The organism is Methylacidiphilum infernorum V4 (assembly GCF_000019665.1).
GTDB classification, from domain to species: Bacteria; Verrucomicrobiota; Verrucomicrobiia; order Methylacidiphilales; family Methylacidiphilaceae; genus Methylacidiphilum; species Methylacidiphilum infernorum.
On the sequence record NC_010794.1, the window covers coordinates 2,067,414 to 2,089,476 of the forward strand.

At 50.7% G+C, this 22,063-nt stretch carries 15 protein-coding genes and 1 tRNA gene; 4 read left to right on the plus strand and 12 right to left on the minus strand.

All coding sequences use genetic code 11. From position 1 onward, the window contains the following. Positions 1-14: 14 nt before the first annotated feature. Entirely contained in the window at positions 15-581 is a 567-nt protein-coding gene (locus tag MINF_RS09790; protein WP_012464558.1) for a BsuPI-related putative proteinase inhibitor, read from the plus strand. Between the two features lie 1,033 nt (positions 582-1,614). Here MINF_RS09790 and MINF_RS09805 read toward each other — a convergent pair. The 4 genes from MINF_RS09805 to MINF_RS11885 all read right to left on the minus strand — a co-directional run bounded on the left by MINF_RS09805 (position 1,615) and on the right by MINF_RS11885 (position 4,442). After that, entirely contained in the window at positions 1,615-2,604 is a 990-nt protein-coding gene (locus MINF_RS09805) for an NAD-dependent epimerase/dehydratase family protein (RefSeq protein WP_012464561.1), read from the minus strand. Between the two features lie 25 nt (positions 2,605-2,629). Further along, the gene (locus tag MINF_RS09810) at positions 2,630-3,871 is read right to left on the minus strand and encodes a WcaI family glycosyltransferase (protein WP_012464562.1); all 1,242 of its coding nucleotides are present in this window, start codon (positions 3,869-3,871) and stop codon (positions 2,630-2,632) included. Positions 3,872-4,002: 131 nt separating this feature from the next. Beyond that, a tRNA-Ile gene (locus tag MINF_RS09815) sits at positions 4,003-4,074 on the minus strand. Positions 4,075-4,313: 239 nt separating this feature from the next. Beyond that, the gene (locus MINF_RS11885; RefSeq protein ID WP_274377011.1) at positions 4,314-4,442 is read right to left on the minus strand and encodes a hypothetical protein; all 129 of its coding nucleotides are present in this window, start codon (positions 4,440-4,442) and stop codon (positions 4,314-4,316) included. Positions 4,443-4,466: 24 nt separating this feature from the next. Here MINF_RS11885 and MINF_RS09820 point away from each other — a divergent pair, with 24 nt between their 5' ends. Continuing rightward, positions 4,467-6,902 (plus strand): TonB-dependent receptor, encoded by a 2,436-nt coding sequence (locus MINF_RS09820; protein ID WP_079200450.1) that lies wholly within the window; start codon positions 4,467-4,469, stop codon positions 6,900-6,902. Here MINF_RS09820 and MINF_RS09825 read toward each other — a convergent pair. From MINF_RS09825 to MINF_RS09845, 3 genes are all read right to left on the minus strand, one after another. Continuing rightward, entirely contained in the window at positions 6,834-7,916 is a 1,083-nt protein-coding gene (locus MINF_RS09825) for a small ribosomal subunit Rsm22 family protein (protein WP_012464565.1), read from the minus strand. The two genes, MINF_RS09820 and MINF_RS09825, sit on opposite strands and share 69 nt — an antisense overlap. A gap of 3 nt (positions 7,917-7,919) precedes the next feature. Continuing rightward, entirely contained in the window at positions 7,920-10,538 is a 2,619-nt protein-coding gene (locus MINF_RS09830; RefSeq protein ID WP_148205239.1) for a TonB-dependent receptor, read from the minus strand. Between the two features lie 1,055 nt (positions 10,539-11,593). After that, on the minus strand, positions 11,594-11,875 hold the full coding sequence (locus MINF_RS09845) for a hypothetical protein (protein ID WP_012464571.1): 282 nt from the start codon (positions 11,873-11,875) through the stop codon (positions 11,594-11,596). A gap of 403 nt (positions 11,876-12,278) precedes the next feature. Here MINF_RS09845 and MINF_RS09850 point away from each other — a divergent pair, with 403 nt between their 5' ends. Further along, complete coding sequence (locus MINF_RS09850) at positions 12,279-12,617, plus strand: hypothetical protein (protein ID WP_048810353.1); 339 nt, start codon at positions 12,279-12,281, stop codon at positions 12,615-12,617. 268 nt (positions 12,618-12,885) lie between these two features. Here MINF_RS09850 and MINF_RS11535 read toward each other — a convergent pair whose 3' ends face one another. Then, positions 12,886-13,035 (minus strand): hypothetical protein, encoded by a 150-nt coding sequence (locus MINF_RS11535; RefSeq protein WP_187146940.1) that lies wholly within the window; start codon positions 13,033-13,035, stop codon positions 12,886-12,888. Positions 13,036-13,304: 269 nt separating this feature from the next. On the opposite strand from MINF_RS11535, the gene MINF_RS09860 reads away from it, so the two are divergent. Then, a complete protein-coding gene (locus tag MINF_RS09860; protein ID WP_012464574.1) occupies positions 13,305-14,924 on the plus strand; it encodes a phytoene desaturase family protein in 1,620 nt (539 codons plus the stop codon). A 104-nt stretch (positions 14,925-15,028) separates the two neighbouring features. On the opposite strand, the gene MINF_RS09865 is transcribed toward MINF_RS09860, so the two are convergent. The 4 genes from MINF_RS09865 to MINF_RS09885 all read right to left on the minus strand — a co-directional run bounded on the left by MINF_RS09865 (position 15,029) and on the right by MINF_RS09885 (position 22,041). Further along, positions 15,029-16,243 carry a sialidase family protein gene (locus MINF_RS09865; RefSeq protein WP_012464575.1) on the minus strand — a complete coding sequence of 405 codons (1,215 nt, stop codon included), beginning with the start codon at positions 16,241-16,243 and terminating at the stop codon, positions 15,029-15,031. Beyond that, entirely contained in the window at positions 16,231-18,651 is a 2,421-nt protein-coding gene (locus MINF_RS09870; RefSeq protein ID WP_238523488.1) for a TonB-dependent receptor family protein, read from the minus strand. Before MINF_RS09870 ends, MINF_RS09865 begins: the two co-directional genes overlap by 13 nt. 662 nt (positions 18,652-19,313) lie before the next feature. Beyond that, positions 19,314-20,630, minus strand: a complete 1,317-nt coding sequence (murD, locus tag MINF_RS09880; RefSeq protein ID WP_148205240.1) for a UDP-N-acetylmuramoyl-L-alanine--D-glutamate ligase — start codon at positions 20,628-20,630, stop codon at positions 19,314-19,316. Beyond that, a complete protein-coding gene (locus tag MINF_RS09885; RefSeq protein WP_148205241.1) occupies positions 20,623-22,041 on the minus strand; it encodes a hypothetical protein in 1,419 nt (472 codons plus the stop codon). The genes murD and MINF_RS09885 overlap by 8 nt, the downstream gene beginning before the upstream one ends. Between the last annotated feature and the right edge of the window lie 22 nt (positions 22,042-22,063).

The window sequence follows — 22,063 nt, forward strand, 5'->3', positions numbered from 1 at the left end:
AAAAAATTGAAACTATGAAGATCCTACGGATCTTTATCCCCTCGATGTTCGTTACCTTGGCCTATGGTATCGACATTAGCCCAAGTAAAAACACCCACCCGGACATCCTCCAGGCTCCCCGCAAACATTGGTCTATCCTTCCCTTTGCTGATCCCAAAAGGATAGACAAGGCCAACCAGATTAATTTTCGCAAAATTCAGCCCTCTGTTAAAATCGAGCCCAGCCGTCTGTCTCTCTCCTCTCTTAAAGACAGCCTTACAACGCCATCGCTGCGGATTGTCCTTACGGTGGTTAACAACGGACGCAGGACTTATACTTTTAGCTTTCCCGATTCCCAAAGATTTGATTTCAGGATAAGAAATGCAAGCGGCCAGATTATCTACGTGTGGTCGGAAGACAAGGAATTCCTGCCCATGGTGGGTACAACCGCCTTAAATCCCAATGATTCCCTAACTTACAGCGAAGTTGTTGCCCTCGAAGATCTTGACCAACCCCTCACCCCGGGAACTTACTGGATAGAATCAATCTTGGCTAACTACCCGGAAATTTCTGCGACGACCACCCTGATCGTCGATCCGTAAACCTCTGTCTCCTCAAGACCCTAATCCTAGCCGGGATTACTCCCAGCCGAAAGACCCCCAAGGGATTCTTCCTTCTGCGAGGGGTGGGTGGCTCACCCTCCCTTCCCGAAGGTGTCCGGCCAAGGCTCTTTCCGCAGGCCTAATCCCTGGGCTTACTCCGACCCTGCCACCCCCAAGGTGGGTGAGCTTTGCCCGCAATATAATTCCGTTCCGTCAAACTTACCCATTCTTGCTCAAACAGGAAAAAAAAGCGGGTTTCCTGCTTCATTGAGACCGGATGAAGCAGGCTCTTGCACAAGCCGGGCCCCGGTCCTTCTTCTCCAAAGGGCTGCCTTCCGGCCGAACTCCCCGTAGTGAGCGCGTAGCGCCCCTCTTTCCTGACATCCCCCTCTCTTTTTTTTCACCTGAATGCGGAGGATTCCTTCCTGCTAACAGGGGGGCCTTGCCCCTTAGATCGGTCGAAGGACCGACTCTCCGACACCGCGTCGAAGAACAGGCGACCCGGGCCGGTCCGGCCGTTCGCACGTTTACGACGCGCCTTGTCCTCTTCCACCTGAAAGAGGTTTGCGGCGCGTTTTTTTTCAGATCGAAACCATCCAATAAGCATTGACCGAGCAAGAAGTTTTTTAACCGCTCAAACCCCAGAGGAATACCCTTCTTTGGCTTTCTTGAGGTAACCGGTTTGAAAGAATAACCGAAGCCGGAAATCGGGAAAACCGGCTTTCCTAAAAAGAGTACCCGCTGGTGGTCTTTGGCTGTTTCCTAGCTCAATTATTCTGAGTTCGAAGCGCTTAGCTACTCCCAAGCATTTGCCTTGAGTCTTTGAGCAAGCTTTCCCAGGAGAACTTTCCATATTAGGCAACCCAAGACAAATGGACTAAAAGAAATGAGGGGATAAAAGCCTTTGTCTTGCCGGAATTCCATCTCAAGCTTCCAAGGCAGAACCGACTCTCCGCTAGCTCCCTTGCGGCCGACTTTCTGTGTCCTTTCCCTCAGGGAGAGGGACATAGAGCCTAAATTGAGTTAAAACAAATCAAAGCCGGCTATTCAGCCCCTGGAGCGCTTTTCTTTTTTGCGCCAACCGATCCGCTATCCATGGATAAGTTCTTTGCAAGCCTTCAAGCAAGCTATACTTGGGCTTCCATCCAAGGAGTGAATAAAGCTTCGTATTATCGCTATTTCTTCCCCTTACCCCCTGGGGCTTCGATAGGTCGTGCTTGATACGAACCTTTTTGCCCGCCACTTTCGCCACCATTTCCACGAGTTGATCAATGGTGACAAGCTCTTCTGATCCTAGATTCAGGGGCTTAGAATAATCCGATTGGGCAATCAAGTAAATCCCTTCAACGCAGTCCTCTATATAAAGAAAGGAGCGGGTTTGCCGGCCATCACCCCAGACTTCGATCTCCGCAGCATCCTCGGCTAAAGCCACTTTTCTACATATCGCTGCCGGGGCCTTTTCTCTTCCCCCTTCATAAGTCCCCAAGGGTCCATATACATTATGGAACCTTGCCACCCTCGTTTCGAGTCGTTTATCTTCTTGATAGTATTGGCAGAGTTTTTCGGCAAAAAGCTTTTCCCATCCGTAACCTTCCTCAGGTTCCGCGGGGATGGCATCTTCTTCTTTAAGAGGAACTACATCGGCGGATCTCTGCTTGTAGGCAGGATAGATGCAAGCAGACGAAGAATAGAAGTAGCGCTTGACCCCATTTTGATAAGAGGCTTCCAACATGTGGGTATTAATTAAAATATTGTTTTTAGCGATCTCGGCATGGTTGGTTGATATGTAACCGATACCGCCCATGTCGGCGGCCAGCTGGTAGACCTCGTCAACCTCTCTTGTGGCACGCAGGCAATTTTCCCAGTACCTGAGATCAAGAAGCAGAAACTCATCGCTTTGGCTCTTCTCATACTCAGGCTCCTTAATATCCACGCCCCTTACCCAGTATTGCTTTCCTTTTAAAAAACTGACCAAGTGATGGCCGATAAATCCACCGGCCCCGGCTACAACGGCTTTCTTCATGATTTTATCCTTTTTTTTAACAATTCTATTTTTTTAAAAGGTCCTCTACGGCTTTTTCCATCTCCTCGAGGACCTTCTTTTTTTGCCACGTTCTTAAAGCATAAGCCCTGCCTTCCTCCCCAAACCGTTGCCTAAGCTGGGCATCTGCGGCTAATTCACCCACAGCTTCAGCCATTGCCTTGGAGTCTTCAGCCGGAACGACGCGGCCAGCTCCAGCCTCCAAAATTACCTTAGCTACCTCGCTGTTTTTATTGACCGCACCGATGACCGGTTTTGCAGCGGAAAGGTAGGTCATCACCTTCGAAGGAAAAACGATATCTCCCACTTCTTTTTTTTGGGTGACCAGGGCGATATCGGCAGCCGAAAGAAGGGCCAAGTATTCTTCCTTGGGAAGGAGAGGAATAAATTTGAGCTGGGGAAGGTTTAAGCTTTGGGCTTTTTCTTCCAGCCTGCGCCTATCGGCACCGTCGCCGACGAGGAGAAAAACGATCCCCTTTTTTTCCTTCAACCGTTCTGCCGCTTCAATGACTATATCCAGCCCCTGTTTGACCCCCATATTACCCGTATGGGCCACAATAATGCGCTCTTCTAATCCATATTTTTCTCTAAACTTGAGGGCTCCGTTTCTTTCGGGAAGGCTGAAAAGAAGGGGGTCAGCCCAATCGGGAAGAAGGAGAACTTTCTCGGCCGCTATTCCCTTGGAGATGATCTTCTGCCTCATGGTCGGGGTAAGAGTCGATACTTTTGCGGCATTGTCGTAAGCAAACTTTTCTATTTTATAGAGAATATCAAAAAAGAGATTGGAGTTGATCATTCCCAAATCTCTTGCCGCATCGGGTTGGAGATCGGGGACATGGAAGATATAGGGAATATTCCAGAGCTTGCTCAAAAAAAAAGCGGATAAACCGAGCCCAAGAGGCGGAGAAACAATGAAGAGCAGGTCGGGTTTTTTGACCAAAAGTGCCCTAAGAAGGGAAGAGAAAAGAAAAGAAGCTTCATGGACGATCCTAGAAAGGGTCGACACTTTCTTGGGAACGTAAATAAAAGAACGCAAGATTTTCACCCCGTTGCGGCTTTCATCCTTAAACCATTTTCCCCGATATTCAGCAGGTATTTCCCAAAAGGGATAATAGGGGAAGGCGGTAATCATTGAAACCTCGTAGCCCTTGGACGATAAAAATTCACAACGACCCGTATTAAAAATGCCTATACCCGTTTTTTCAGGCCAATAATTAATGCCTAAGAAAAGGATCCGGTAGGCAGCCATTTGGGCTTTTTTGAATGTTGGGCTAAAGGAAAGGAACCCCTACTAGGCTATTTTTTTTCCCCCATGGGGTCAAGAAGAAAAAAAATCCCGTTTTTATCAAGTAATCTTGTTCGATAACCGAGGAGGACTCCTGGGTCTGGCAGGATTCGAACCTGCAACCAAGGGATTATGAGTCCCCTGCTCTGCCGTTGAGCTACAGACCCGACCTCTGATGCTCTTGATTCTATCCTAAATTGCCCGGTTTTCAAAAAATAATTTTCTTTTTTGCCATTCACCGTTCCGTCAGGCTTACTCACTGCTGCTCAAACAGGAACAAAGCTGACAGACTTGCTCATCGAGGCGGACGGGGCCGGCGGGTGCGCGCCAGGCCAGAGCCTTCTTCTCCGGCAAGCCTGCCTTCCGGTGGAACTCGCCGTAGAGCCGTTTAGGACGGCAATATGAGCTAAAATGTACAGGAAAGATTAAAAAAGATCGAATAATCGATCAACTGTTCAAACCCACCTATGGCCTCCAAGCCCAATGGGTAATGAGAAAAAGGACTAAAGGTAAAAAATTGATATTGATAATGCATTATTGATTATTAATTATCGTTTCCATGGGAAAGTTCTTTATCCCTTTTCTTTTCTTTTGCTTCGTATCCCTTTTTTTATCACCTTCCTTTTCCCAAGATTGGACCCAAGGGGATACTCAAAACTTCTTGCAAGAAGATCCAAGCCCACCCCCGGTTTCCACTCTTCCCGAAGTGACGGTGAGCGCAAGCAAACTTTCAGAGGTGTTTGATACCGAATCGAGTTCCTGCTACGGCACTCCAATGCCCATCCTCGATACTCCTCGGGCGGTTAGTCCCATCTCTCAAACGTTGATGAAAACCGCCGGCCTCGGCTCTTGGGGAAAACTCGATCCCTTGAGTTTTACCTACATCAACCCGGCTGCCATGGTCGATCCTTCTCAAACCGGATGTGCTTCCGCCCCGGACATCCGGGGAACGACCGGGCTTACCTTCATCAACGGCATGGAAGAAACCGTCAATATGCCGCTGCAAGACGTGCCCTGGAACCTGAACATGGTGGAATCCATCGATCTGGTCGAAGGTCCCCCTGGAGCCGTCTACGGATCTACCCAACCCTCAAACGGATACGTCAATTACATCACCAAGCAGCCCTATTTTGACCGGTTCAGGGGTGATGTCTGGGATACAACCGGGATGTACGATCAATACATGTGGGGAGCGGATATCGGTGGGCCCATCAAGGGAACTCAAGGCCGGCTAGCCTACAGGTTCAGCTACATGGGAATTGAAAGCGGCAGTTACTATGAGCTGATCAAAGACAACCAGCAAAACTTTTACGCTGCCCTTGGATACAGGCCAAGCACCGATTACCAGGCCGATCTTTACCTCGATTTTGGGACCTACAGTTACATGCTTGAAGATGTTCTTCTAAACCGTCCCACGGAGGCCTTGATTCAAAACGGTCTCTATTACCCGGGTTTTCTTCCTCCCTCCGAGGTCAATACGGGGACGGTCAACAATCCTCCCGCATCCGGCTACCTAGGAACACCCATCCCGATTAGCCGCAGGGTCAATGTGAAATACCCCGGAGACCTGGGCAGGGCCCAGACCGCCATGGCCCAATGGATCCAAAGATTTCAAATCAACGATCACTTGAGGGTTGTGAACAACACCTTTTTTTGGTACCAGTCCCACGTGTCTTCAGAAGATGAATTTTTCTTCAACGAGGCCTGGATCGGCAACTACGAAATCGATAACCGGACGGAAGTCCTCTTGAATTTTGATACGGCTGGACCTATCGGTCCAATCAGCCATTCCCTGGACACGGGCTTGGATAGCCGCTACCAATATGTTCTAGCCTACGATTCTTTTAATTTTGTCGTTCCCAATGGCTGGAGTGTTTTTGAAAATCCCTACTTGAGAAACGCCCTTTTCTCCCAAAACTTTCAAGCCCTAATCGGTAATCCTTCCGGGCCTGGAGGCGGGGAATGGCTTGTTCCTTCCGGTCCCTATCCCCTTTATTTTGAACCCCTAAACGGGGCGACAGGCAGTAATCTTAGCCGATACCTGAGAATTGCTCCTTTTGCCCAAGATAGGCTGCAGCTGTCCCAAAACCTCTTTCTTATTCTCGGCGCCCGGATGAACCTTTACCTGGTTTCCGCGGAAACTCCGCCGGGAACTCCCCCTCTTTTGTTCGAAAGCCTTAACACATCCCAGCTCGCCCCCTTGGTGAACATCAGTCCCTACTGGAAACCCTACCCCTGGATGAGCTTTTATTTTAACTTTAACCTGCAACAGACGACGGTCGTCGCCGGCGGCGGAGGCTATTCCCCTCTTTTCGGAGCTTCCGCTTTCCATCTTTTAAACGAACTTGAAGAAATCGGGGCCAAGTTCAGCCTCGTAGAAAACAAGCTGTTTTTTTCTGGAGACTTATTTAGTGAAAACACCTATCTTTTCAACTTCGGGCTGCCCCCCACACCGGTAAACATCAAGGGATTCGAAATGTCCGTCCAATACCAACCTTTCGATCGGTTTTGGCTTAAAGCCAACACCCTTTTCATGAACGGGGTGGAAAACTGGAGCGGGTTGCCTACCGGACCCCCTTTAGCCCAAACCTATTCTACTGCAACCGCTTTCTTGCTCAGTCTTCCCTTGGATAATTCAGGGACTTTCCCCCCGGGCAAATACGCCTTGATCGCTTGGCCAGAACAGATCTTTTCAGGGCTGGTCTCCTATCAATTCAAGAAGGGAATCGGCATCAGCCTGGGAGCCCTTTTAATGAGCGATATGTATCTTGGCTATGAACATCAAGAGAGAATCCCCACCCAGTTCATCCTCAACGGCCAGCTCTTCTATACAGCTCACCGGTGGGAAGCCCGGTTGAGCCTTTTTAACTTTACCAACGAACATTATTGGCTACCCAACGGGTTTGGCTTTACCCAGGTCAGAACCTTAAACTTGGACACGATCTTCCCCGGATGGCCTTTCTGGGTTGAAGGCACCCTTCTTTATAGATTCTAAGCTTTGTTCCGGGGATTTCAAGGGAATACAGAGGGGAGGATCCTCCCCAAGGTTTTTGGCAAGAGTGGAAAACGCCTTTCCCTTTTTAAGGGGTTGAGACAGCCAAGCATTATGCCGGTGGAGATATTTTCTTAGGCAAAGCTCCCCGGTAGCCTGGCAACACCAAAAACTGCTGTAGCCCTTAGAGCGGCGTATCGTTCCCACGATCCTGAACAGCTCAGCCGAAGGTTTATGGATTTGCCGGGAATCCATGACCAGGTAGGAATAAGCCGCCGAACTGAGATCGATACCCATGACATCTTGGGTTTGCCCCCAGAAAGGATCATGAAAGATTTCCCTCGGGACCGAGGCGAAGAAATGGCACCAGTTTTTTTCATCTTCGATGAGACCGCACTTTTGCTGGTGGAGGCAGGGGGCAACCACCCAGTACTTTTCTTTTAAACTTTCCCTGAGCTTGCCAAGCTTTTTGGAAATGCTCTTCGTTCCCGGTTCGACCCAGAGTATAGCCGAGGCTCTTTGGGCGATTTCCAAGAGCTCTTCAAGCCCTTGATCGTTGAGTTCACCGAGCAGGTGGCTGATTAAAAGAATAAATTTTTGCGGAATCCGGTTTCGATCGACTACGCGGGCTTGAATACGGGGGAACTCTTTTCTTAAAAGGGCCGCAGCATATTCCATGGCTATGGGGGAACGATCCCAAAAAAAACAGGACGACACTTTGAATTTCTTTTCTTGGGCCCAACGACAAAAGGATCTTGCCGCAACACCCGGTCCACAACCCCAATCGAGGAGGTCCCCTTCAGGAGGCTGCCAACGGAGCAAGGAAAGTTCTTTTAAAACACTTTGCCATTTCCACAGGATCCTTTGTCCAAAAATTTCTTCATAAAGGGCCAACTCTTCCTCGGTTTCCCAGTAGGGCCGGTCCAGCTTGATCTCCGATAAAAAAAGGGCCCTTAATCGTTCCAGGATGGCTTTCCTTTTCTTTGTCAAAAACCTTTGTCCTTTCTCTTTCTCCATGGATTAGAATCTATAGGCAACCGTACCTTGTATCCAGAAAGCTTGCCCGGGAACCACCCAGTCGGAGTTAGAAGCCGAATCAGGGGAAGCCCCGGCCGCGGCCGCGTAGGGTATCCAGTAATGGCTATTGAAAACGTTCCATATGTAGAGGTTGACTTGCCAATGCTTGTTCTGGTAAAAAAGCTGGAGGTTGGCGTAATCCTGGGAGGGGATCCAAGCCGTGTAATCCCAAAATATAGGGGTAGCCGACATCCAGGTCCCGCTGAGGGTTATGCCAAAGCCGTTGTCAAAGGTATAACTGACCATCGCGTTGGCTACCAATTGAGGGAAGGCTGCCCATGGCCATATCCCGGGCTGGTAGCCATAGCCAAACATCCCGTTGTCATCCAGGGGCAGGTCATGCCTGAAGGCGTAGCCCGTGGAATAGGACTGGGTTTCAGGAGGCCCAAAGGGAAGGTTGGTAAAATTGGAAGTTCCCCTCATGTAGGCAAAGCCCGCCCTCGACCAAAAGTGCCGAGTAGGTTGGTAATTCATGTTAAACTGGAAAGCGGTCATGTGGGTGACAACAGGAGGCAAAGCCACGTAACCTTCATCGAGCCGGCTGCGAATACCTGCAGCGGTAAGATAGAGCTTGTTATGGTAGAGGTTAAACTTAACCCCTCCCTCGATGTACTGTTCTAAGAGTCTCATGTTATTGTCCGTAAAAACGGGGGCAAACCCTCCCATGTCCGCAGCCGCCGTTGTATAAAGCCAGTTGTAATTAAAATACACCGTCATCCAAGGGAAAGGCTTGTAGACGGGGCTCACGTTAAAAAGGGGGGCAATAGAGGTAGTGCGGAACTGGGCAAACTGGTCAAGAGGGGTTCCCTGTGGAGTCACCGCATCGACGACATAGGTGGTCTCCCGGGCTCCCATCAGAAGGCTAAATTTGGGGTGGAACTGGATGTTCCATTGCATGAAAGGGGCAAAAGCCCAGTATTGAGAGTCCGTCGTTCCTGTAATGCCGTTGCCCGGTTCGAAATAATAGCCGGGCATGCCGGGCACGGGGATTTCAACCTGTTGAGCAACAAGAGCTTGCCAGGCGGGGGTAAGCCGGGCATCCCACAAAAGGGGATTTTCGTTCATGATGTCAAACTCGTTGGGAATGTTAAGAAAATTGGTCGAAACGTAATCCACGTTCCTTTGGTAATGCCATTCAAAACCCGTATCGATGTAATGGGAAAAGGTCAACCCCCCTTCGTCCGCCTTGGGTTCTCCCTTGCCCCACCGAAACTTCCTTTCCGCACCACCCCCCAGGGGAGTATCAAACTGGAGGCGGATCTCTGTCCTGTTATCGACCTCGTAATCCCCCATGACCGCCTCGTCGTAAAAATAGGCCGGTTGAATAGCCCTATGCCGGGTATACCACACAAGGGTATTGTTCACGATATCGAACCCGTCGGCAATGTGGGCCCTTTGGATCAGTTGGGTCATCCCTTGATAGCCGGTCTGGGAGGCAAAGGGAGGGATGAGCATGGCTCTCATGTTCGCGGGTTCTAATCCTGCTCCCGGAAACTGGGGATAGGGAATGGGCACTCCGTTAGGATATGTGGGAGGAAAGCTATTGATCTGCGAGGGGGGAAGAAAACCCTTATAATAAAGATCATTCCAAAAAAGTTGATTGGATGGTCTATTGAATCCACTATAGCCAAGGGGAGAAGCATCGGCAAATTCCATGTTAAAATACCAATCGGCGGTATAATTCTCTATGGGCCTAGCGCTTAAGGCGGCATAAAAATCCTGCTCATCGTTATGGACGTATTGCCACCAGCTTCCACTCTCCACTCCCATGTAGCTAAACCGGTAGGCAAGCTTGTCATTGATGGGCGCACCGATATCGAGTCCCCAGATGTAATTCTCGTACATGCCGGTCGTATCGTAGACATAACCCCTAAACTTATCAAAATAGGGCTGCTTGGTCACATAATTGACGATGCCGTTGGAACCTTGGGTCTGCCCGTATACCGCGTTGGCCGGTCCTTCCAAAATATCGAAGGACTCGATCATGTTCCAATTCCAGGGAAGCCCCGCATTACCCATCATGATGTTGGTCAATGAAAGCTCGATGCCGTTGACGTAAGGAACGGCTTGGGTGCCCAGGACGTAAGGGGCATCTGTCATAAAATCCATGACCGATCCAAAGGTCGTGGGATTGACCGTGAGTAGGGCCATGGGATTCATCATGCCCCCCAGGGCATTGACCCCACTGGTATACATCAGCTTGTTGTTCACCGGGGTTACCGTCCGGGGGGTGTCCATCACGTTCATGGGGATCCCGTAGACCGATTCGATGTCCGATGAAGTCGGCTGCATGTTGTTGGGTTGGGCATAAACGTTGACCTGGGATATGGTCGTCGTGGGAGGTGGAGGATCATCGTTTTGGGTCGACTTCTTTAACTTGGGAGCTTCCTGCAGAGGAACGGTTCCACTCTCGTTACTTCCCTCTATGATAGAACCCGGAGAGAGAACAGGATCTTGGTAGCTTGCTCCTCCTTGTTGAGCAGGGGAAAAAGAAGGCAATAAAAAATAATTCAAAGCGAGCACAACCCCGCAAAAAAGCTTAAAGAAAAAACATCTTTTCATCCGCCTATCCCTCATTTTCAGTAGCTTTCATAAACTTTTCTCAAGCAAACGGCCCTTTTCCTCGAAACGGCCTTTCTTTTAAAACCAATTGAAACGGCAGAAGAAGCCATGGGAAAACAGTTCTTCTTCCTCCTTATATGCACAGAGAGAAGGACTGAGAAAAAAATTCCCGTAAATTTAAAAAATTTTTTTTTATGCTTTTATAGCCTAAAGGATAGTTCAAGACCATAAAGCCTAACTTAAAAATCCCCCAAGTGGCTACCATGGGTTGGATTGTATGGATTGCATGCACTCTTCCCAAAGGTCGGCAAAGAAAAGAAGGATCCCTTTCCACTTGACGCCATGGAGGATAACGATCTACAGGGTCAATGACGCTGGGATTGTACTTAAGGAAAGATTTTGCAACCGGGTAATAACCGGTTTTTTTCATGCTTGTTGCTAGGGACCTGCACACAAGAGAACTGTTTTCCCGCTCCCCCGATCGATTAAAAATTCCATCCCGGGACTTAAAGAAAGCCGCATTGGCCCCAAGAGTCTTCCCAATCTTGGTCCTCTCCAAGCCAAGCCAAAACCGCATTTTGCCTTTCTCCCCCCCAATTCTTGTGTAAGGAGTACCCTGCTGATCCCATTCCGATGGCCCTATTCCCACGCATCACATCCACTGTTTGTCAAATTCGCCCGACAGGGAAAAAAACATCACCATCTGCCCACCTCCACCCGAGGGAAGACATAGGCAAAGATCAAGCCGAGCTTCCGGGATACAAAGAAGAAAGAGGGATCCAAGCTCATGCCCCTCCCTTTAATCGGTTGTCTATCCTCCCCATGCTTTCCACTCTCCTCCCCAAAAATGAGATACCCGCCTTTGGCTTTCCCTCGGCTAGCGAGGACAATCTTCAGGATTTCGGAATCTTCCAAGCCATTCTAGCATTCTTGCCCTGGTGATCTCTGCTATTCGGCTCCTTGGCAATAAAAACGGCGGTTCAAAGCTCAAAGCATGCGTGTTTGCTGACTAATAGAGTTGAGCTTATCGAAGGACAAAAAATACGGGTTTAAGCCTAAAACCTGTAGGCAACGGTTCCCTGTACCCAGAATGGCAACCCCGCAACGATCTCCTCGGTGTTCGCCTGTCTGCCCCAAACCGTCCCGTTCCCAAAGGGAAACCACAGATGCCGGTTGTCGGTGAGATTGTAGATGTTGATCGAGAAGTTCCACCGGGCAGTAGAAGGATCTAGAGAAGTTCCTCCTTCCTGCTGGGCATGGGAATAAAATAAAAACCAGGGAAAACAATTCAGGGCCAATAAAATCCCCCAAACGAATCGAAAGAAAAACCTTTTCATCCGCTTTTTCTTTGCCTCCTCCAGGGTTACTTAAAAAACAACCCGTTTAGTTTAACGCTCATAATCCGCAACCGATGAAGAACACGAAAGAAGCCAATAACCGCATTGCTTCCACATAAGTTGAGAGATGGGAATGGGAAGAAAAATTCCACGGAATTTAAGAGACATGAGCATTTTCCCTAACAGAAAGGCAGATGAAGCCTTAAGCATTGATTCATCTACAATGGGAACGAAAGCTAAATTGACCCACACCGCCCTTTCTCAAAAAAAGCGCGCCGTGAACAAAAAGGATCCTTGAGGGTTTCATTGCTTGGTCTATCCACCACGGCATTCATGGTTTCATAATTTTTAGATAGATGATGAGATTAAGGTTTTTTGACCTTAGTTGTGCTCACTCCTTGGCATGGACTATAGCCTGGCACCCCAATGGATTAGCTACTACCCCCTGTTGCCTACCACGGGTCTTAAACCCGAGGGGATAAAGGATCTTTTCACCTCGAATATCGATTCGGGCCGCATTCCACCGGCTATGGATCAAATCCCGGCTTTCCAGCCAAGGGATAAGGAAGCAATCGCCGATCCCAACGACCTGGGGATAGGTCGATCAAAACTCCTTCATGGGAGCTGTGAACGAGGGGGGTCCAGGGTCCCTTCGCCAGCCGAACAGGGAGTACCGATCCGTGAAGTGCTTGTCCTGGCCTCCTCCCAGCTAGCGCAAATAGTTCTCTCAGAGCCACTGTAAGACCGGCAAAAAATCCCCTAGCTTTCAAATGAACCGCAAGAGAAGCTAGCTCCTTTTACCTTCGGTCACCGCTAGCGTTCCTTTACCAGGGACCATCAGTAAAGATGCAAGAATGGGAGATCTTGTATTAGCCTATTGCATCGACCCTTTCCCTAGGCAATGGCACTCCCCTTCCGAACGCACGAGGAGGAAACACACGGTAGTCTAACCCACGGGATAGAAGAGGAAACCCTAGGTAGGCGAGTCCAAGCCCAAAAGTGATCCGAAATTACCCTGGATGACTCAGGGAAAAGGAGAAATCGATATGACCCAGGATCTCAAGCCGCTCCCTTGTGTCGGAATACTGCATGCCCATCACTTTCATACGCAGGGCCATGGCCGAAATTCCTCCCTCGGCTGGTGCGGTGAGAAGCTCCATATTGCCTTGAAAGTTAAGGCAGAAACTAAAGTGGGAATTTGCAACTGCCGTGCAACCGCCCTCAAGCCCAAGCCAGTTGAACTCTCCCGGCGGATTTCCGCGAAGGGCACCTCGATGAGGGCCTGCTGCAAATGCCCTTGGGATGGAAACATCCCATCGATTAGGCGGTTTTCTGTCTTTTTCTATTTAAAGGGATTCTTGACCTATCCATCCCTGGAGATTACCGATGATGATGACAAGAAACATATTTTTATGTTACCCGTAATTCCATGGACGGTCCCGATCGGTTCCGCGTTCTCCCGACCCATTCCTTCGATGTCATCGTCATCGGTGCCGGAACCGGCGGGCTGACCGCAGCGGCCCTGCTCTCTCAAAGAGCAAAACGTGTGCTTGTGCTCGACCAGCACTCGGTCCCCGGTGGGAATGCCACGGTCTTTTCGCGAAAGGCATACCGGTTCGACGTGGGTCTCCACTACCTCGGAGGGTGCCATCCCAATGGCCTTATCCCCCGCATCCTCCGGGCGGCGGGTGCAGAACCCGTCATCTTCGAAGAGATGGATCCCGACGGCTACGACATTCTCATTTTCCCCGACTTCGTTTTCCGGGTTCCAAAGGGAATCGAGGTTTTTCGGGAACGGCTGCAAAAAACCTTTCCCGAAGAACGGCGGGGGATTGACCGCTATTGTGTTCTCCTCCGCTCACTCGAGCAAATCCTCCGTGAACCAGCTCATCCGGTCAAAACCCCCTGGATTCTTTTGCGCTCTCCGCTCCTCCTTTGCTGGGCCAACCGTTCGTTCGGCGACTTCCTTCAAAGCTGTACGACCAATCCCCGGTTGCAGGCCGTCCTTGCCGGTCAACATGGCAACTACGCGCTTCCACCCAGCCGTGCCTCCCTCCTCGTCGGTGCGGGAATCGCCGAGCACTACCTCGAGGGAGCCTACTTTCCCCGCGGCGGGGGCCAAGTCATTTCGGACCGGTTGGCTTCGGCAATCGAGGCGGCGGGCGGGAAAATCCTCCTCAAGAGCCTCGTCCAACAGATCCTGGTGCACAATGGAAGGGCCGTCGGGGTCCGATTCGAAAGCCCTTACCTGGGTTTCCAAGAGGTTCAGGCTCGGTATATTCTTTCCAACGCCGACATCAAGGAAACCTTTTTAAGACTGGTTCCCGATGGTGTCCTCCGCTTACAGACAAAGGAACGAGCCCGCCACTGGGAGATGGCGCCGGCCCTCTTCGTCACCTATCTTGGGGTACGTCGCGAAGCCTTGGGAAACCGACTGACCAGGTCAAACTACTGGATCCATTCGAGTTACGATCACGAGATCCAGTATCGCCAAGCAGCCCGGGGAGAGTTCCCGGAGGCCCCGTCGGTTTACGTCTCGATCGCCTCGCTCAAGGATCCGATGGACGATGCCCATGCACCCAAAGGGATCGTCAACCTCCAGCTCATGGCGGTTGCCCCAAGCCAACCCGAAGCATGGGGACTCTCCGCGGAGGAAATGCATGGTAGCCTTTACCGAAGGAATACCCTCTACCGGAAGCACAAGGAAGCCTTCGGCAAGAGACTCATTGAACTCTCGCGTGCCGTTTTTCCCCGCTTGCATGAGGAGATCGTCTACCAAGAATTCGCAACTCCTCTCACCCATAGCCGCTATACCCTTTCCACGGGGGGAACAGGCTACGGGATCGCTGCCACGCCCAAGCAGTTCTTGTTCGGTCGGCCGGAAGCGAAGACGGAGCTGCCCGGCCTTCTGCTTTGTGGAGCAAGCTGCCGGACGGCGCACGGCATTGCGGGAGTCATGATGTCGGGCTTAAGGGCCGCCTCGGTCATTCTCGGCCCTCGCCTTATCACAGAAACGCTGGGCAAGGCCAACACGATCTCATCTTCCTGAGCTTTGCCCACAGCTTTGACTCCCTTAACCTAGACTTCCATAACCAATGAGGAATAGAAAGGGCTCAAGCCGAGAGCTGTGAACCTGTTTTTTTGGGGTAGTCTTCACCGAAGATCGATTCGGGCTGCGTTCCACCGGTATTGGATCAAATCCCGGCTTTCGGTCCAAAGGAGGAGGAATCCGTCTTCCGTCCCGACAACCCGCGGATGGGTCGCCCAAGTCCCATCCTTGGAGACGGCCTTGGGAGGACTCCAGGAATTCCCCCCGTCAACCGAAAGGCTGGCCACGACACGGGAGGAGCTCGGGCCGGAGTCTTCCCAGGCAGCGCAAAGGGTTTGACCCGCGGCGGCTAGATCCACAAATCTCCCCCTGGGTCCGGCAAGAACTAAAGGAGCACTCCAGTTCCACCCAAGATCGGTACTTTTTAAGAAGTAGAGCCCCGACCGCTCCGGCTTTCCCGTCTGCACCGCGGCACACAGGATAACCTTTTGACCCGAGGAAAGAGCCGCCATCCCCGCACCCCAGTGGGGACAACCCAAAAATTCCCAGTGAAAATCTCCAAGGGGGCCCACTCTTCTCCAACCTTCCCCTCGATCGAAGGAAACCGCAAGGCCCGTATCGCGGGGATGGGCCATCCGGTAAAGCACAAAAAGAGTCGAGCCGACGTTCAAAATGGTATTGGGACAGCAGGTGCAGGTTTCGGGATCAATCGTTCGGTTCGCCGACCATCTCTTTCCCCCATCATCCGAAAAAGCGGCACGGAGACCAACCCGGCCATCCCGTTCATCAAGCCAAACGAGATGACACCTGCCCCCGGGGTCAAAACACAGATCAAGAAATCCATGCCCCCCGTTGGAATCGTTGTCATCCGCGGGATTTTTCCCGCTAAACCAACTCTTCCCCCCGTCGAGGGAATAGGCTATCCCGATCTTCCCCCTGCCCATGTAGCCACTCCCATGACCGGTCCAAGCGATAGTGATCTTCTTTCCCAGGGCGGCGATCTGGGGATCGGCACCCCGGTGCCCGGCGACAGGCGTAAAGTTTGTAGGCAGGTAAACCGGCAGAGAAAAGCTTCTTCCCCCATCAGCCGACCTACAGTAAAGAAGCCTTGGGAGTTGGCCCGAGAGTTCCTCTTCAAGGAGAAGGTGGATGCTCTTCCCATCCCGGTAAACGTCCAATCCCGTCGTTCCCGTCACTTCCGCATGGCGAGGTTGGAAGGAGTTGGGTTTGCCTTGGGAAGCAGAAGCATCCGGCCAACCGAAAAAAAGCAAGGAACAAGTCAAGCTCCAAGCAAGAAAGAAAACCCTTACCAGCTCCATTGGAACCCCCCGTAAAAAGCTTGCAAAAGACCGGGATAAAAAACAGCCTGCGCCGAGGGACCCCCGGAAAGCATCGCGTTGGTCACGGGAGTAGCCGTTGCCGCGTAAATCTCGTTGGTGATGTTCCGGGCATCGAAATATACCGACCAGCCGTGGGCCGATACGTAACCAAGCCGAAATCCAAGAATCGCCCAGGAGGGAACATACAGGGTATCGGCATAATCGACCGGGTAAGGCGTAACCGACGATTCGACGTTTGGGCCGATGTAAAACCCCGATGGATGTTGGTAGAGCAGTTGGGCTTGCAGGTAGTTTACCGGAAACAGGGGAAGCCTATTGTGATCGTAGACAGGATCGTTGGCAAAACGGAAGTTGCTGTACATGAAGTTGACATTCAAAACGAGCCTGTCCGGTTCCTTGTAATCCCCGAGGAACTGGGGAAGAAGCCTTTCGCCCAGGATAAATGTAAAGCCCGTCTCCACCCCTTGGAGTACCGTGGGAGAACCGTTGAAAGGAAAGGCCACGAAGGGAGAGCTTATCGCAGAGGGGTTACTTATTTGGGCGATCACGGCAGCCGGGTAGTAAAGGAGAATCTGGTCGTCCATCCAGTATTGATAAAAGGCGACATCCCACTGGATCCTCTTCCAGGAACCCCGGGTTCCCACGTCAATACCGGTGCCGGTTTCGGCTTGGAGAGGAAACATCGATTGACCCCTTGGGATAATCGAAGCCGCAGGGATCAACTCGTAAAAGTTCGGGGGCTCAAAGACTCGGGTAAAGTTGGTATAGAACTGCACTTCCTTAATCGGCTGGTAAAGCAGGCCAAGCTTGGGATTGATCCCGTAGTAGTCGCGGCTCGAGGAGTTGTTTTGGAAAGCTTGGGGACCGTGTGGACCGAGGGGGACCTGGTTGTATGTTTCGGCACTGCGCAGGGAGTAGTCGAGCTGCATCCCGGCTATAAGCCAAAGCTTTTTCGTCAGCTCGAGGCTTTCCTGCATGTAGAGGGGAACGTTGGTGGCGATAAAGTTGGAGCTTCCCAGGAAAGCCCCTTGGGCCGGTGAAGGAAAATGCATGGCATATACAGTTTCTGCAGCAAACAGCCCCTGCGGGAGAATCCCGATGATATGCGTCTCGGGGAGGCCGAAAAGGGTCGATTTGCCGGTCAACTGGATGGGCAAGGCAAAGTCGTTGTAGCTTGCATGAAGGAATTGAAAGATCGGGTGCCAAAGCTGTGTATTATCCCAGACGGCTCCCAGGATAAGCGTCGTATCGGGATCGACCTGGACGGCCGCCCGGTCGGCGACGCGGACCAGGTCAAAGTAGCGGCGAAGGTCCATGAGGGAGAAGGAGGGCGAGCAGAAGGTGGGGTTGGCAAACATCTGGTCCAGGGTAAGGGTACTGGTCAGCTTCTCGCGCTGGTTCACGTAAGCAAAATAAACCCGGTTTTCCACGCTTGGACTGATCCGGTAGCCCAAGTTGACGTTCAGCCGAAGGTCGTTCATCGCGGAGTGGGCCCGGAAACCCTCGACGGCAACATCGGAAAGAGAAGCGTAAACATCGGCCTTCCCCATCACCTGTCCCGAGGCAAGCTGGCCCTGCCAAAAACCGTAACTGCCAATCTCAAAGAGGGCGAGGGCCTTCGGAGCGGTATAGCCCGTGTAGGAGGTAAAGTTGATGGCTCCCCCGCGATCAACAGCCCCGAACCTGAGGGCGTCGGCTCCACGCCACACCTGGACATATTGCATCGCCAGCGGGTCGATGTTCGAGAAAGCGAGCATCTGGCCGTCAGCCATGGTCCAGGGTAGGCCATCTTGAAGGACGAGGATCCCAGGCAGGGTCCAAGTCGGCGAATTGAGCCCGGTTCCCCGGATCGAAAGGCGGTAATCGTTGGGTTCTCCCCATGCTTCCTGGATGTAGAGACCCGGCTGGTTGAGGAGGGCATCCCGCATCCCTTGGACCCGGCCCTTGCGGTAACTGCTTGCGGGAATGAAATTGGTAGGCCCCGGCACCTCTTCCATCTCCTCCTTGGCCTTGGCTTCCGAAGGAACGACAAGCGAAGTTTCGTGGGTAGCCTCGACCGTGATTTCTGCGATCTGGGTAGTGTCTAGAGGAACGTCCGAGGAAGGAGCGGAACTGCCGACACTTTGGTTATCCTGTGCCACAGAAGGTTCACTCGGGTCCTGGATACTTCCAGGCTTCTTTAAAGAACTATCTTGGCCCGATTGGCCGGATCCCTTTCCCGGAGATGAAATTTCTTGGGTAGTGCTTGGAACCCCACCCGGAAAGGCCGGGCTTTCTCCAAGTACTAAAAGAACAAGTAGGAATTGAAGAAAGTGAATCCGGGGAAGGATTCTCCCTTTTTCGCTTAAGCAAAGTTGACATGAGGCAAATTTTTTTTGAATGGTCATTTTACGCTGTTATTAATATATTTTATGCCTAAGCTATTTTTGTTTGCCGGAATGACTTTCCAATGGTAACCTAGCCAATCTATCGGCTTCCTAAAGCCTTCCGAATTTATCGGAGGAGCGGCCTCAACCTGTTGTGAAGTAGGTTGTGGGGCATGAACATGAAACCTGAATATGGCCGTTATGGGGGAAAAAGATCGGTATCGTGAGCTGGGCTCTTCAGCTCCGGTCCCTTTTGCATAGAAATGGTGCCCGATTCATTATTACTTTTCTTTATTATAGGACCTGGCGGTACAGCAATATCCAAGGAGCCCTTGGTTCTCAGCCAGGTATGGGAAAAAGAAGGCAATAAAAAATAATTCAAAGCGAGCACAACCCCGCAAAAAAACTTAAAGAAAAAACATCTTTTCATCCGCCTATCCCTCATTTTCAGCAGCTTTCATAAACTTTTCTCAAGCAAACGGCCCTTTTCCTCGAAACCGCCTTTCTTTTAAAACCAATTGAAACGGCAGAAGAAGCCATGGGAAAACAGTTCTTCTTCCTCCTTATATGCACAGAGAGAAGGACTGAGAAAAAAATTCCCGGATATTTAAAAAATTTTTTGAATCCTTGTTTATTCCAAGGCTAAGCTGGAATATTCCTTAAGATTAGATCTACTTTTGGGCTTAAGATTGCTTGAGCTGCAAGACAAGGCTTTTGAAATGTTCTCCACGCTTTTCAAAATTAAGGTAAAGATGGTAGCTGGGAGCGGCGGGAGAAAAAAGACAGCTGTAACCCTTGGGAGTATATCGGCCAGCCAGTTCCACGGCTTCTTCGAGACTTTTGACCAAGAAGAGGTTTTTTTTGAACCCCATTTCTTTCAAGAGAAAACCGATCCGCCAACCGGTCTCGGGAAGGAGGATGAGGGTTTCCAGTTCTTGGACCGTGCAAAGCCTGGCACAGAAAAGCCCTAGATCAACTCCCCTATCCTGTCCCCCCACGATGAGGGTGCGAACGGAAGGAATCGCCTCGATGCCGGCAAGGGTCGCTTCGGGGACGGTCGAGATCGAATCGTTGTAGTAAGAGATGCCCCCAACGGTCGCCACGTATTCAAGCCTATGGGGAAGTCCTCGAAAAGAACTTAGGGCTTCGGATATCGCCTCCGCAGGCATGCCCAGGAGCAAGGCGACCCTTGCGGCAAAAAGGGCATTCTTTTTATTATGCCTGCCGGGAATACCGAGCCGGGAGAGATCAACTTGGCTCCTTCCCTTCCCCTCTACGGGCAGAGGGATACCCGGCATTTTTTCCTGCGACAGGAGGAACAGCTCCAAGGCTTGATCGCCAGGATCGTAGATAAAATAATCTTTTGGAGATTGGAACCGGCCGATGTGGCTTTTGGCCTGGGCATAGGCTTCGAAACTCCCATGGTAGTTGAGATGTTCGTGAAAAAGGTTAAGCCAAAGGGCGATTGCAGGAGAATGCTTGCAATATTCCAACTGGTAAGAAGAAAGCTCCAAGACGGCGATCGCCTTTTCATCGGCAAAGGGAAGAAGATGAAAGGGGGGGATCCCGATATTGCCACCCAGGTAAGCCTTAAAGCCTCCCTCTTTTAAGAGGTGATAAATTAAAGAGCTTGTCGTGCTCTTCCCCTTGGAGCCCGTCACCCCGACCGTTTTCCCCGGCCAAAACGAGAGGAAAATATCCGCCTGGGAAACGATTTTTTCCTTTATGGAAGGATCAAAACCAAGATGGGCCGTTCGAACACCCGGACTTTTAACGATCAGTTCAAACCGATCGATCTGCCTTAATAGTTCTTTCTCCTCGATTTTTATGATCCGGGGATCGTCCAAGGACTGCAAAGCTTGGGGGTCTCTATCGCTGACGGTGAAAAGAGTTCCAGGAATGGAATTCAAGAGAAATTCAACTGTAGCCTTCCCTTCTGCTCCCAATCCCCATAGAACGGTCTTTTTCCCCGAAAAAAAATGGCGCAAAGAATCAATCATCGAAAAGAGCATTTTCTATAACATTCTTCCTAAAAAGCGACAAAAATTTTTGAGAAAGACCATGTTGGGGATTAATCCGGTCATACAGGGCTTGAATAGAGCTTCTTGCCATAAGCAGGTGGGGAAACTGCTTAAAGAGCTTTGCAATCAACAGGGGGGGAGGATTGCCCGCGGCTTTTGCCTTGTGCCAGATCAGGCTTGCCGCAGCCCGGCATTCTTCTTCTGTCCCCAGGCATTCAAAGGGTTTTTCTTCTCCTTCTCCACATAGAGACAAAAGGAGGGCAAAGAGCGATTCTCTTTCCAGGAGGTCCGATCCGAAAACAGCTACGATCCTTTTTGCTTCTACAAACGGCCTTAAGATCAAAAAGCTAAACAAGCATTTTGCACATTGGCCGCACCAGCCCCCGCAAAGCCTATTTTTATTGCAACTTTGAAAGACGGACAACGAACCGGGAATCGCGGAGACAAACCTGGCGATCTGGATTTCACTTAATGGCCTTAAAAGACTAAAATAGCTAAAAGAGGGGCAAAGAGAATTCGACAAGTAACTTTGAAAGTCTTTTTCAAACTCGTAGGACTTCGAATACTGATGGTTAATGCCCCTAGAGGGGATCGTCGGGTAATTGGCGCTGGATTCGTGACTGGCAACGAAATTTTCTTTCTTGTACAGGGCCATGAGCAGGACTCCCATAAAGGCCAACAGGGCCGAAAAGGGAGTATGACCGTTAAGGAAGCCTTTGTTGTTGAGTTCGAGAAGACGACCGTCAATCTGCCTTTCGATCACTACAACCTGCTCTAAAGGATAATCGAAAAACCTTACCGTGTCCCATTGGGCTTTAACGGGATTCAACAAAAAACAGAGGTTATCTCTTTTCTCCCCTTTCATCCACTGCAAGGTCAAAAAAGAATCTTTGCCCCCTCCGACAGGGATCAAGTTGCCCGATAAAGAGGGAATTTCGACAGGGAGAAACGCCTTGGAGGAAAGACATTCCAGCTGGAATAGATCTGGCATGTCCTGCTCGATCCCGTTGCGGAAAAAAAATTCTCCCATCCCCTTTAAATAAAGCTTTCTCCACCACGCCAACTGTCCTGGAGAAAGGGAGGCAGGTTCAATAAGGATTAAGGGAGAGCAGGTTGCTTTCCAGTAGCTAACCAGTTCGATTAACCCGATGTGAAAAAGGAATGGGTCCAGAAATTCTACCGGGGCTTTTTCGACCGCCTTTGCGTACACCTTCAAGGAAGGATGGAAAAAAAGGCCGCTTTGCCTGCCGTTTCCCGTCCAAAATTCATACTCAACAAAAAGATGATCCGCCCTCTTTTCCCTTGAAATACGGCTGAAAACAAACCGCGGGTAACATTTCCTGAGCAGCAAAAAATCTTTTTTCCCTATCCCCGAGGCGACATATTCCATGGTCAATTCTTATTGCAAAAAG

Excerpts from the sequence above, each read along its gene's own strand:
- MINF_RS09870 (WP_238523488.1), bottom strand. The coding sequence starts at position 18,651 with ATGACCATTCAAAAAAAATTTGCCTCATGTCAACTTTGCTTAAGCGAA.
- MINF_RS09885 (WP_148205241.1), bottom strand. The coding sequence starts at position 22,041 with ATGGAATATGTCGCCTCGGGGATAGGGAAAAAAGATTTTTTGCTGCTC.
- MINF_RS09825 (WP_012464565.1), bottom strand. The coding sequence starts at position 7,916 with ATGGAGAAAGAGAAAGGACAAAGGTTTTTGACAAAGAAAAGGAAAGCC.
- MINF_RS09805 (WP_012464561.1), bottom strand. The coding sequence starts at position 2,604 with ATGAAGAAAGCCGTTGTAGCCGGGGCCGGTGGATTTATCGGCCATCAC.
- MINF_RS09865 (WP_012464575.1), bottom strand. The coding sequence starts at position 16,243 with ATGGAGCTGGTAAGGGTTTTCTTTCTTGCTTGGAGCTTGACTTGTTCC.
- MINF_RS09810 (WP_012464562.1), bottom strand. The coding sequence starts at position 3,871 with ATGGCTGCCTACCGGATCCTTTTCTTAGGCATTAATTATTGGCCTGAA.
- MINF_RS09830 (WP_148205239.1), bottom strand. The coding sequence starts at position 10,538 with ATGAAAAGATGTTTTTTCTTTAAGCTTTTTTGCGGGGTTGTGCTCGCT.
- MINF_RS09850 (WP_048810353.1), top strand. The coding sequence starts at position 12,279 with ATGGACTATAGCCTGGCACCCCAATGGATTAGCTACTACCCCCTGTTG.
- MINF_RS09845 (WP_012464571.1), bottom strand. The coding sequence starts at position 11,875 with ATGAAAAGGTTTTTCTTTCGATTCGTTTGGGGGATTTTATTGGCCCTG.
- murD (WP_148205240.1), bottom strand. The coding sequence starts at position 20,630 with ATGATTGATTCTTTGCGCCATTTTTTTTCGGGGAAAAAGACCGTTCTA.
- MINF_RS09860 (WP_012464574.1), top strand. The coding sequence starts at position 13,305 with ATGGACGGTCCCGATCGGTTCCGCGTTCTCCCGACCCATTCCTTCGAT.
- MINF_RS11885 (WP_274377011.1), bottom strand. The coding sequence starts at position 4,442 with ATGCATTATCAATATCAATTTTTTACCTTTAGTCCTTTTTCTCATTAC.
- MINF_RS09790 (WP_012464558.1), top strand. The coding sequence starts at position 15 with ATGAAGATCCTACGGATCTTTATCCCCTCGATGTTCGTTACCTTGGCC.
- MINF_RS09820 (WP_079200450.1), top strand. The coding sequence starts at position 4,467 with ATGGGAAAGTTCTTTATCCCTTTTCTTTTCTTTTGCTTCGTATCCCTT.
- MINF_RS11535 (WP_187146940.1), bottom strand. The coding sequence starts at position 13,035 with ATGGAGCTTCTCACCGCACCAGCCGAGGGAGGAATTTCGGCCATGGCC.